Raw genomic sequence first — 11,208 nt, 5'->3', positions numbered from 1 at the left:
CGCTCGTGGGGTTCTGGCGCGAGGAAGTGCCCGCTCAGCGGCGGGACCTTTTGCCGCGGGCGATCTCGGTGCCGAGCGCGTCGAGCTTCTGGTCCCAGAAGGCGCGGAACTGCTCGACCCAGGCGTCGACCTCCTGCAGGCCGGACGGGTCGACGGCGTAGAGCCGCCGGGTGCCCTCGGCGCGGACGGTCGCGAAGCCGTTGTCGCGCAGCACCTTGAGGTGCTGGCTCACCGCCGGCTGGCTGATCCCGAACTCACCGCCGACCCGGGCCGCCACGTCGCCCGCGCTGGTCTCGCCCGTGGCGAGCAGCTCGAGGATGCGGCGGCGTACGGGGTCGCCGAGGACGTCGAAGGCGTGCACGTCTCAGGCCGGGGGCTCGGCGCCGGTGTAGAAGGCGGTCGTCCGGGTGGCGGCCGCGCGGGCGGCGGTCGGGTCCTCGCCGTCGGCGACGGCGGCCTCGCCCCAGCCGTCGGCCGAGCCGCCCATGAAGGCGCGGCCGCCGTCGGTGGCGCCCCATGCCTCGACCTCGTCGTGGTCCATGGTCGCGCCGGTGGCGACGTGTTCGGCCAGGCCCATCAGGCTGAGCTCCCAGCCGACGCCGACGGCGCCCGGACCGTAGGTGTCGTAGAACTCCGGGTCGAGCTGCTCGGCGGTGTGGCGCAGGGTGAGCGTCGTCGACTCCTCCCCGCCGCTGGAGGAGCCCTCGATGGTGACGTCGACCCATGACACCCCGCCGCCCATCTCCCAGGTGAGGGAGAGGTGGGTCGGCGCGTCGCAGGCGACGATCTCGCCGCCTGCGTTGCCCTGGACCTGGAAGCGGCCACCGAGCCGCAGGTCGCCCTCGACGGCCGCGAACCAGCGGGGGATGCGCTCGGGGTCGGTGACGGCGTCCCAGAGGTCGTCGGGGGTCGTCGGGTAGGTGCGGCTCGCGACCACGACCTTCGCCGGCTTGCCGTCATGGGTGGTGGACTCGACGGCGCGGGTGATCGCGCCCAGGTGCTTGGCTACGTCGAACATGGAGCCCAATGTTTCAGTTACGACTAATATAAGTCAATACCGAAATGAACGTCGAGTGCGCAGCTCCGTAGCGACTGCTGCCGCGAGCGCACTCGACCGGGTCACCAGCGGGAGGTGTTGACCTCGAAGTCCGGCTGGATGGAGCGCATGTAGACGGTGTCCTCGCGCCGGCGTACGCCGCAGGAGAGGTAGAGCTCGTGCAGCTCGCCGAGCTTGTCGCGGTCGAGGGAGACCCCGAGCCCCGAGTCTGTCGGGACGGCGACCGAGCCGTCGACGAAGGACAGCACGCCGTCGGCGACCACGTCCTGGGTCTTCCAGGGGTAGTGGGTGTCGCAGGCGTAGGTGAGGTTCGGCGTCGCGGCGGCGAGGTGCACCATCGCGGCGAGCGAGACGCCGAGGTGGGAGTTGCTGTGCATCGACAGCCCCATGCCCCAGACCTCGGTGATGCCGCCGAGCAGCGCCGACTTCTTGAGCCCGCCCCAGAGGTGGTGGTCGGAGAGCACGACCTGGACGGCGTCCTGCGCGATCGCGGGCGGCAGGTGCTCCATCGCGATGACGCACATGTTGGTCGCCAGCGGCACGTCGGTGCCCGCCGCGACCTGGGCCATGCCCGGGATCCCCGGGGTCGGGTCCTCGAGGTACTCGACCACCCCGGCCAGGCGGGAGGCCACCTTGAGCGACGTCTCGGGGGTCCACGCCCCGTTGGGGTCGAGCCGCAGCGGCATCGTCGGGAAGGCCTCGCGCAGCGCCTCGATCGCCTCGCACTCGTCCTCGGGCGGCAGCACGCCGCCCTTGAGCTTGAGCGAGCCGAAGCCCCAGCCGTCGACCATCCGGTGCGCCTGGGCGACGAGCTGGTCGGGGGTGAGCGCCTCGCCCCACGCGTCGTCCGCGAAGCCGGGGTGCCCGGCCCACTTGTAGAACAGGTAGCCGCTGAAGGGCACGGACCCGCGAACGGCTCCGCCCAGGAGGTCGCTCACCGGTACGCCGGCCTCGTGGCCCTGCAGGTCGAGGCAGGCGACCTCGAAGGGCGAGTAGACGGTGTCGACGGCGGAGTCGACGTCGAGCATCCCGCCGAACGACGCGCCGCCCCCGCCGGTCTCGCGTCCGAGCACGTCGGTGACGAGCCGGCGTAGGCCGTTGAGGTCGTACGGGTCGTGGCCGGCCAGCGCGGTCGCCACGGCCTCGAGCCGGCCGAGGTGCGTCTCGTCGGCGTACGTCTCGCCGAGGCCGAGGAGGCCCGAGTCGGTGTGCAGCTCGACGATCGCCCGCAGGGCGTAGGGCTGGTGGACGCCGACGACGTTGAGCAGCGGCGGGTCCTCGAAGGCGACCGGCGTGACGACGACGCGGGAGATGCGGCTCCGGCTCACGCGGTCACCGGGGAGGCTTGACGGCCAGGATCGGCACGTCGAGGTCGAGGAGCAGGCGCTGGGCGTCGCTGCCGGTGACGAGCTTGCCGACGGGCGAGCGGCGGCGCAGGCCGATCACGACCAGGCGGGCCGAGGTCGCCGCGGCAACCTTGGTGAAGGTCTCGACGATGTCGTCGCCGTGGTCGGACTGGTCGACGCGAGCCGTCACCCCGGCGGCGGCGGCCCGCGCGACGAGCTCGTCGGCGGTCGCCTCGTCGATGAACTCGCCGTCGACGGTCGAGCGGCGGCGCGGGCTGTTGAGGAGGACGACGTCGTCGCCGTGCGCCTTGGCCTCCTCGAGACCGGCCTCGAGCGCGGCTTCGCCGACGGGGGTGGGGACGTAGCCGATCACGATCGTCGTCTTGCTGGTCATCGCAGGGAGTCCTCTCGCTGGACGGTCTCAGGGGTGGTGTCGGTGGCGGGGGTCTTGCGGCGGAAGGCCCTCTTGATCAGCGGGGACGCGATGACCAGGACGACGAAGGCGAGGATGGCGCCGGAGATCGGGCGGGTCACGAAGCCCGTCGCGTCGCCCTCGAAGATCAGCATGGAGCGGCGGAAGCTCGACTCGATGAGGGAGCCGAGGACGAACGCCAGGACCATCGGGCCGGGCTCGAAGCCGAACTTCTTCATGAGGTAGCCGACGACGCCGAAGAAGATCATCAGGAAGATGTCGAAGACGGAGTTGCGGATCGTGTAGACGCCCAGGATCGTGATGAGCGCGGTGATCGGCGCGAGGATCGCGGGCCGCACGCGGAGGATCCGGACGAAGATGCCGACGAGCGGGATGCTCAGCAGCAGCAGGATCAGGTTGCCGATGTACATCGAGTTCACGACGCCCCAGAAGAGGTCGGGGCGCTCGTCGATGAGCTGCGGGCCGGGCGTCACACCGACGACCAGGAGGGCGGCGTAGAGCATCGCCATCGAGGCGTTGGCGGGGATACCGATGGTGAGCAGCGGGATGAACGACGACGTGGCGGCGGCGTTGTTGGCCGACTCCGGGCCGGCGACGCCCTCGATGGCACCGCGGCCGAAGCGGGACGGGTCCTTGGCCACGCGCTTCTCGGCGGCGTACGCGGCGAGGGAGGCCATCACGGCTCCACCGCCGGGCAGCACGCCGAGGACGAAGCCGATGAACGAGCCGCGGCCGATGGCGGGACCGGCCTCCTTGAGGTCCTTGCGGGAGGGCCAGATGTTGGCGATGGCGGCCGGCACGTGCGGCTTGCCGTGGCGCTCCTCGAGGTTGTAGAGGATCTCGCCGACGCCGAAGAGGCCCATCGCGACGACGACGAAGTCGATGCCGTCCTCGAGGTTGAGGCTGCCGAAGGTGAAGCGGTCGGCGCTGGTGAAGCTGTCGCTGCCGACGGTGGCCAGGAGGAGGCCGATCGCGGCGGCGGCGAGGGCCTTGACGGTGTTTCCGTTGCCGATGGTGGCGACCAGCAGCACGCCGAGCAGCGCCAGTGCGGCGTACTCCGGCGGGCCGAAGTCGAGCGCGAACTCAGCCACGAGCGGGCCCAGGAGGGTCAGGCCGATGATGGAGATGGTCGCGCCGATGAACGAGCCGATCGCGGCGATCCCGAGAGCTGTGCCGGCCTTGCCCTGCTTGGCCAGGGCGAAGCCGTCGAACACGGTGACCACCGAGCTCGCCTCACCGGGGATGCGCAGCAGGACGGACGTGATCGTGCCGCCGTACTGGGCTCCGTAGTAGATGCCGGCGAGCATGATGATCGCCGCGACCGGGTCGTGGGCGCTGTAGACGACCGGCAGCAGGATGGCCATCGTGGCGGCCGGGCCGAGGCCGGGGAGCACGCCGATGAGCATGCCGACGACGACACCGATCAGGCAGTAGAGCAGGTTGCCGGGCTGGGTGACGACGCCGAAGCCGTCGAGGAAGGCGCTGATGTCCATGGTGTTCTCTCCCTGCGCTCAGAGGGCGATCAGGTGGGGCAGCGGGACGGACAGGGCGTAGAGGAACAACCCGTAGAACGCCGCGGTCGTGAGGACCGAGATGACGATCGTGCTGCGCCAGGACTCGCCCCCGAGGAAGCGGAGCCAGACGATGCCCAGCAGGACGGCGGGGATCTCGAAGCCGATGACGGGGAGGAGGAAGCCGAGGGCGACGAAGGTGGCGGCGCCGACGGCGACGAGCAGGCTCGACCTCGTGAACTTCTCCGTGTCGTCGAGGTGGCGGCCCACGACGAGCAGGACCACGGCGAGCGCGACGATCAGGCACGAGACGATGAACGGCCACAGGCCGGGGCCAGGACGTCGGAGTGTCCCGAGGCCGTAACCGTAGGCGAGCCAGGCGCCGGCCAGGCCGACCAGCATCACGAAGGCCGCCGCGACCACCTGGTACACCGGCCCGCCCGCAGGCGGCCGCTCGTCCGCGAGGTCCTGGGCGACCTCAGCCTTGATCTCGGCGAGGATGTCGTGCTCGTGCTCGACGTCCGCTGCGCCCTGGGTGGCTCCGGGAGCCGGGCGGGGCTGGGTCTCGCTCATGTGGGTCTCGTCTCCGTGCGGTGAGGGCGGGGGTCCCTCGGTGGGGGGTGGTGCGGGCCGGTCCCGGGTGGTTCCGGGACCAGCCCGGGACCGGCCCGGGATCAGCTGGCGTCGCCCAGGTCGATGCCGTACTCCTCGACCAGGTCGGCGTAGCGCTGCTTGTCCTCCTCGAGCTGCGCGACGACCTCGTCACCCGAGATCTCCATGGGGGTGAGGTTGTTCTGCTCGTTGAAGTCCTGGTACTCCGAGGTCTCGAACGTGGCCTGCATCGCCTCGGCGATCGAGTCCTGGATGTCCTGCGGGGTGCCCTTGGGGACCGTCATGAAGCGGTACTGCGCGACCTCGACGTCGAGGCCCTGCTCCTGGGCCGTGGGCACGTCGGGGAGGAACTCGACGCGCTCGGGGCCGTAGACCGTGATCGGGACGATCTTGCCGGACTCGATGTTCTCGATCGCCTCGCCGACCTGCAGGCAGGCGGTGTCGACCTGGTCGCCGAGGAGGGCGGTGAGCGCCGGGGCGCCGCCGTCGAAGGGGATCGCCTCGGCGGGCGTCTTGTTGACGTTGAAGGTCAGCGCGCAGGCGAGCTGGGCGCCGGTGCCGACACCGGTGGTGCCGTAGGTGATCTTGCCGTCGGCGTCCTGGAAGGACTCGATGGAGTCGAAGCCCGAGCCCTTGCTCGCCACGAGCACGTAGTCGTCGCGGGAGACGCCCTGGACGACGTCGAAGTCGTCGATGCTGGTGACCTGGTCCTCCGGGACGGCCAGCGGGGTGATCGCGAAGAGCGAGGCGTTCTGGACCGAGATGGTCGAGCCGTCGGGCTCCGCCTTCGCGACCTCGGCGGCGGCGAGCGCGCCGTTGGCGCCCGAGCGGTTGATCACCGGGAAGGAGCCGCCGAGCTCCTCCGACAGTCCTTGGGAGATCTGGCGGCTGATCAGGTCGGAGGAGCCCCCGGGGTCGGCACCCACCGGCATCTCGACCGAGCCGGAGGGGTAGTCACCGCTGTCGCTGCCGCCACCGGCGGTGTTCTGGACGCCGCCGCAGGCGGACAGGGCAAGGGCAGCGCCGGCGGCGACGGCCGCCAGGCTGAGGGTCTGCTTGCGCATCGAGGTGCTCCTTGTTCGGGGTGTGACCACCGACACTAGGTTTGCGCGTTGATGCCGGTCCAAGCCCAATTCGGCATGGACTGATCCATCTCGTGCATCGTACCCTCGCCCGGTGATCACCCTCGACCAGGTCCGTTCCTTCGTCGCCGTGGCCGAGGAGCTGCACTTCGGGCGGGCCGCGGAGCGGCTCCAGATGACCCAGCCCCCGCTGTCCCGGCAGATCCAGAAGCTGGAGAAGTCGGTGGGCGCGCGCCTCCTCGAGCGCGACAACCGGCGGGTGGAGCTGACCGGCGCCGGCGTGGCGTTCCTCGACGAGGCCCACCGGCTGCTCAACCTCGTCGAGGGTGCGGGCGACCTCGCCCGGCGGGTCGACGCGGGCGCCGCCGGCGTCGTACGCCTCGGCTTCACCGCGGTGTCGGCGATCTCGATCCTCGGCCCGTTGCTGCGCCGCCTCACCGCCGAGCTGCCCGACGTGGAGGTCGTGCTGTCCGAGCGGGTCACCAACGCGCAGGTCGACGGCATCCGCCGCGGCGAGCTCGACATCGGCCTGGCCCGACCGCCGTTCGACACCACCCTGCTCCGCTCCCGGGTGGTGCTGCGCGAGCCGTTCATGGCCGTCGTGCCCGCGGCCCACCCGCTCGCCGCCAGCAACCGGCCGCTGACCTCCGACGACTTCGAGGGCGAGACGGTCATCGGCTACAACCCCGACCAGTCGCGCTACTTCCACGAGCTGTCGGTCCGCTTCTTCGCCAACGCCCACCCGCGCATCGACCAGCGGGTGCACCAGGTGCTGACCGCCATGCTCCTCGTCTCGGCCGAGCGGGGGGTGACGCTGGCGCCCGCGTCGGCGGCGTCGCTGCACGTCGACGGCGTGGTCTTCAAGGAGCTGGCCCACCACGGTGGCGACACGCGGGTCGACGCCGACCCCGACCGGCCGGTCGAGCTGCACGCCATCTGGTCGCGCGAGGCGCTGACTCCCGTCGTACGCCGCGTGCTCGACGTGGTGACCGCCCAGGCCGACTGATCGGGGCCTGATCGCTCGAATCTCTGCACAGTGTCAAGGAACCCCTGCGCTCCTCAGGTCCGGAGGCTTAGAGTCATGGGTGCCGCGAGGGCGACGCGACGCAGGGAGTGAGATGCACGACGAACCGGACACGGGACGGCGCCATGCCGAGTTTCCGTGGGCGGACGAGCAGACGCGACAGCATCTGCAGGTCCTCGTCGAAGGTGTCGCCACCCTCGCCGGCTTCGCGCAGTCGTCGCTGACGCTGCGCCGCGACGGCCACTTCGAGGTCGTCGCCGCTGCCGGCGTCGAGGACGGGTTCGTCGGCACGCAGGTGCCTGCGGAGTCGATCGAGAACGAGCTCCGCGACGCCGACGAGTGGGGCGTGTGGCGCTTCGTGCCGCACGACCGCGCGAGCGTCGAGGCCCTCTCCTACAGCCACATCCCCGACGTGACCCCCCTCGAGGGGGAGGACGCGTGGCACCCGCTCGACCTCCTCGCCGCGCCGCTCCACGACGACCAGGGCCGGCTGCGCGGCCTGCTGTCGGTCGACATCCCCGACGACGGCCGGCTGCCGTCGCCGGAGAAGATGGAGGTGCTGACCAAGTACGCCGGTCTCGCGCGGACGCTCGTGCTCCTCGCCCTCGAGCGCGAGGAGCTCAGCGAGCAGGTGCGGATGGCCACGGAGGCCCGCGCGATCGTGCGCCAGGCCCTCGGCGAGCCGACGCTCGAGCTGGTGCTGGAGGCGTGCCGGTCGGCTGTCGTGTCGTGCTTCGACGCCGTCGGCATGTGGCTGACGGCGTTCAACCCCGACGGGGTCGGGTCCACCACGACGTCCTTCGCCGTCGGCAACACCTACGACGCGCCGCCCTTCGACGAGATCGACGACGTGGTCGTGCGCCTGTCGCGCCGCTACTGGAAGGACCAGTACGTCGCGCCCTTCTCCCGCAACAGCCTCGACCAGCCGGGCCTGGCCCGCGGCGACGCCGAGCGCCTGGTGGGCTTCCTCGACCGGATCGGCATCGGCTCGGTGCTCTTCGTCCCGCTGGGGGTCGGCCGCGAGTGCGTCGGCTTCCTGGTCCTGACCCGCGTCTCCGACGCACGCCGCTGGACCGACATCGAGATCGACGCGGCGCGCGACATCGGCCGCGACCTCGGCCTGGCGGTCGGCAAGGCCCGCCAGCTCGAGCTCGAGCGCTCCATCGCCGACCGGCTCCGCAAGCTCGACAGCTACCGCGTCGAGGTGGTCAACACGATGGGCCACGAGCTGCGCAACCCGCTCTTCTCGATGAGCGCCAACCTGGAGCTCCTCGACACCTCGGGTCTCGACGAGGACGGCCGCCGGTCCGTCGCGGCCGCCACCCGCGGCGCCACCCGGATGCGGGCCGTCATCGACGACATGCTCACCATGGCCCAGGTCTCCGACCCGCACCGCGAGTTCGACCCCATCCCGGTCGACCTGCGACGGGTCGTCCACGACGTCTGCGACGAGTGCCACGCCGCGGCCACCGCCGGCGGCGTCTCCTGCGGGTCCGACGTGCCCGACGAACCGGTGCTCGTGCCCGGGGAGCCCGAGGAGCTGCACCGCCTGCTCACCAACCTCGCCTCCAACGCGATCAAGTACACCGATCCCGGTGGCCGGGTGACCGTGCGCGTGACGACGCAGGGCAGCGCGGTCGTCGCCACCGTCGAGGACACCGGCATCGGCATCTCGGCGCCCGACCAGGAGCAGCTGTTCCGCGAGTTCTTCCGCTCCACCAACCCGGCCGCCCTCTCGCGCCCCGGCACCGGCCTCGGCCTGGCCATCGTCGCGCGGATCGTCGCCCGCCACGGCGGCGCGATCGACATCGACTCCGAGCGCGGGCGCGGCACGACGGCGACCCTGACGCTGCCGGCGTACGTCGAGGGCGTCAGCGCGGACCCAGCTCCATCGTCATGAAGCTGCTCAGCGGGTCCTCGGCGTAGGAGCCGAAGGGCTCGCACGGCGTGAAGCCGGCCCCCGTGTAGAACCGGCGTGCCGGCTCGAAGAACTCCATCGAGCCGGTCTCGAGCGACACCCGTGACACACCGCGCCGCCGGGCGTCGTCGAGCGCATGGGCGAGCAGCCCCGTCGCCACCCCGGTGCCCCGCGCGCGCGGCTCGGTCCGCATGCTCTTCAGCTCCTCGTGCCCGTCGACGACCGCCGCCAGCGCGACCGTGCCGAGGATCCCGTCACCGTCGGCGCCCACCCACAGGCGTACGCCGACCCCCTGCAGCGCCGTCAGGTCGAGCGCGTGCCGGCTCTCCGGCGGCGCGGTCGGCTCCATGTCGTCGAGGTGGGCCTGCAGGAACGCCGCCAGCCGTGGATCGTCGAAGTCTGCGCGGGTGATGTTCACGGGACCAGTGTGGCGGGGTCGTGTTTCGGCGGCGTCACGTCTGTACCAGCACCGGCCGCCCCGGGCGCGGACCACGAAGGTGTGCCAGCGTGTGTCCATGACTCGCACACTGGACGTCGACTACCTCGTGGTGGGTGCCGGCGCGATGGGGATGGGCTTCGCCGACGCGCTGGTCGACCACTCCGACGCACGCGTCGCGATCGTCGACCGCCGCCACGGCGCAGGCGGGCACTGGCTGGAGGACTACCCGTTCGTCCGGCTGCACCAGTCCTCGACGTTCTACGGCGTCGCCTCGACGGTGCTCGGCGGGCACGTCCAGGAGCAGGGCCCCGAAGCGGGCCTGCACGTGCGCGCCTCGCAGCCCGAGATCGTCGACTACTACGCCCGAGCCGTCGAGCGGCTGCGCCGCACGGGCCGGGTCGAGGTGCTCACCGGGTGCGACGTCGTCGGCCGCACGGTCGTCTCGCGCATCTCCGGGAAGACGTGGGAGGTGCCGGCGTCGTGCCGCGTCGTGAACGCCCACTACCTCGCGCCGAGCATCCCGGCCGAGTCGTCGGCACCGTTCTCGGTCGCCGACGACGCGCGCGCCGTGACCGTCAACGACGTGGTCCGGCTCGAGGAGGCCCCGAGCCAGTACGTCGTCGTCGGCTCGGGCAAGACGGCCACCGACGCCTGCGTGTGGCTGCTCGGCCAGGGGGTCGACCCCGACGCGATCTGCTGGGTGCGGCCCCGTGACCCGTGGATGCTCAACCGGGCGCTGATCCAGCCCGACCCGGAGATCTTCCTCGGGGTGCCGGCGACGACCTTCGAGGAGGCCGCGGCCTCGTCGTCGCTCGACGAGCTGTTCCTCCGCCTGGAGGACGCCGGCGTGATGCTGCGCATCGACCCGACGGTCACGCCCACGATGGCGAAGGCCCCGACGCTCGGCGTGTGGGAGCTCGAGCTGCTGCGGTCCATCGAGAACGTCGTACGCCACGGGCACCTGCGCAACGTGGAGCGAGGTCGCCTCGAGCTCGAGGACGGCACCACCGTGCGGGTCGCCGACGACGCGGTCGTGGTGCACTGCGCCGCCGACGGCCTGAAGAACCCGCCGCTCGTGTCCGTCTGGCGCCCGGAGGAGATCACGGTGCAGCCGGTGCGTGCGGGGTTCCCGTGCTTCAGTGCGGCCGCGATCGGCTACGTCGAGGCGACCCGACGCGACGACGCGGAGAAGAACCGCCTGTGCCCGCCGTCGCGCTTCGGCAACTCGCTGCCGCAGTGGGCCGACATGAACGTCCGCGGGACCCGGGCCTCGATGGCCCTGGGTGCCGAGCCCGACATCGCCGCGTGGTCCAACACCGTGGCGATCAACCCGGCCCGCATCCCGGCCGACCACCCCGGGTCCGCGGAGCTCGACCGGGTCCGCGAGCGGCTCGCGGCCGCCACGGCGCCCGGGCTCGAGGCCATGACGCGGCTGATGGCGACCGGCTGAGCGGCCCGCGGCAGAGCCTCCCTTGGTCGAGGAGGTCGCGCAGCGACCGTCACGAGACCGGGATCGTGGAGGATCCGAGTCACCAGATGACCTTGGCGTCAGGGGATTGTTGCAACGCCTGATGTTTGGAGGGTGTTGTGGCTGGACTGAAGTTGGCTGAGTCGCGTCGGTTGGAGGTGATCGGGCTGCTGCGTTCGGGGCTGAACCCGATGCAGGCTGCCCGGGTCAGCGGCGTGTCGAAGTCCTACATCTACGACCTGCATCAGAGCCTCGGTGGCGTGTATCGACCACAGAGTATTGAGTACAGCGGCCGCTACCTGGACCGCGATGAACGCT

At 71.4% G+C, this 11,208-nt stretch carries 12 protein-coding genes; 4 read left to right on the top strand and 8 right to left on the bottom strand.

Annotated elements, in window-relative coordinates:
- Positions 1-34: 34 nt before the first annotated feature.
- The 7 genes from ACXJKB_RS00060 to ACXJKB_RS00030 all read right to left on the bottom strand — a co-directional run bounded on the left by ACXJKB_RS00060 (position 35) and on the right by ACXJKB_RS00030 (position 6,023).
- The gene (locus tag ACXJKB_RS00060; RefSeq protein ID WP_457184459.1) at positions 35-361 is read right to left on the bottom strand and encodes an ArsR/SmtB family transcription factor; all 327 of its coding nucleotides are present in this window, start codon (positions 359-361) and stop codon (positions 35-37) included.
- Between the two features lie 3 nt (positions 362-364).
- On the bottom strand, positions 365-1,018 hold the full coding sequence (locus ACXJKB_RS00055) for an SRPBCC family protein (RefSeq protein ID WP_457184458.1): 654 nt from the start codon (positions 1,016-1,018) through the stop codon (positions 365-367).
- A 101-nt stretch (positions 1,019-1,119) separates the two neighbouring features.
- Positions 1,120-2,385, bottom strand: a complete 1,266-nt coding sequence (locus ACXJKB_RS00050; RefSeq protein WP_457184457.1) for an enolase C-terminal domain-like protein — start codon at positions 2,383-2,385, stop codon at positions 1,120-1,122.
- Positions 2,386-2,389: 4 nt separating this feature from the next.
- Complete coding sequence (locus ACXJKB_RS00045; protein ID WP_457184456.1) at positions 2,390-2,797, bottom strand: universal stress protein; 408 nt, start codon at positions 2,795-2,797, stop codon at positions 2,390-2,392.
- Complete coding sequence (locus ACXJKB_RS00040) at positions 2,794-4,329, bottom strand: tripartite tricarboxylate transporter permease (protein ID WP_457184455.1); 1,536 nt, start codon at positions 4,327-4,329, stop codon at positions 2,794-2,796. Before ACXJKB_RS00040 ends, ACXJKB_RS00045 begins: the two co-directional genes overlap by 4 nt.
- 18 nt (positions 4,330-4,347) lie before the next feature.
- The gene (locus ACXJKB_RS00035) at positions 4,348-4,920 is read right to left on the bottom strand and encodes a tripartite tricarboxylate transporter TctB family protein (RefSeq protein ID WP_457184454.1); all 573 of its coding nucleotides are present in this window, start codon (positions 4,918-4,920) and stop codon (positions 4,348-4,350) included.
- Between the two features lie 101 nt (positions 4,921-5,021).
- Positions 5,022-6,023 (bottom strand): Bug family tripartite tricarboxylate transporter substrate binding protein, encoded by a 1,002-nt coding sequence (locus ACXJKB_RS00030; RefSeq protein WP_457184453.1) that lies wholly within the window; start codon positions 6,021-6,023, stop codon positions 5,022-5,024.
- 112 nt (positions 6,024-6,135) lie between these two features.
- Between ACXJKB_RS00030 and ACXJKB_RS00025 the strand changes: the two genes are divergently transcribed.
- A complete protein-coding gene (locus tag ACXJKB_RS00025; protein WP_457184452.1) occupies positions 6,136-7,047 on the top strand; it encodes a LysR substrate-binding domain-containing protein in 912 nt (303 codons plus the stop codon).
- A gap of 112 nt (positions 7,048-7,159) precedes the next feature.
- Positions 7,160-8,965 (top strand): sensor histidine kinase, encoded by a 1,806-nt coding sequence (locus ACXJKB_RS00020; RefSeq protein ID WP_457184451.1) that lies wholly within the window; start codon positions 7,160-7,162, stop codon positions 8,963-8,965.
- On the opposite strand, the gene ACXJKB_RS00015 is transcribed toward ACXJKB_RS00020, so the two are convergent.
- Positions 8,937-9,401 (bottom strand): GNAT family N-acetyltransferase, encoded by a 465-nt coding sequence (locus ACXJKB_RS00015; protein ID WP_457184450.1) that lies wholly within the window; start codon positions 9,399-9,401, stop codon positions 8,937-8,939. The genes ACXJKB_RS00020 and ACXJKB_RS00015 overlap by 29 nt on opposite strands.
- Before the next feature lie 97 nt (positions 9,402-9,498).
- Here ACXJKB_RS00015 and ACXJKB_RS00010 point away from each other — a divergent pair, with 97 nt between their 5' ends.
- Together ACXJKB_RS00010 and ACXJKB_RS00005 are read left to right on the top strand one after the other, a co-directional pair.
- On the top strand, positions 9,499-10,872 hold the full coding sequence (locus ACXJKB_RS00010) for an NAD(P)-binding protein (RefSeq protein ID WP_457184449.1): 1,374 nt from the start codon (positions 9,499-9,501) through the stop codon (positions 10,870-10,872).
- Between the two features lie 137 nt (positions 10,873-11,009).
- Positions 11,010-11,208, top strand: a 199-nt coding sequence (locus ACXJKB_RS00005) for a helix-turn-helix domain-containing protein (protein ID WP_457184448.1), incomplete at its 3' end; no start/stop codon positions are given.

Source organism: Nocardioides sp. P5_E3 (genome assembly GCF_054049275.1).
This window is presented reverse-complemented; position numbering and strand designations above follow the sequence as displayed.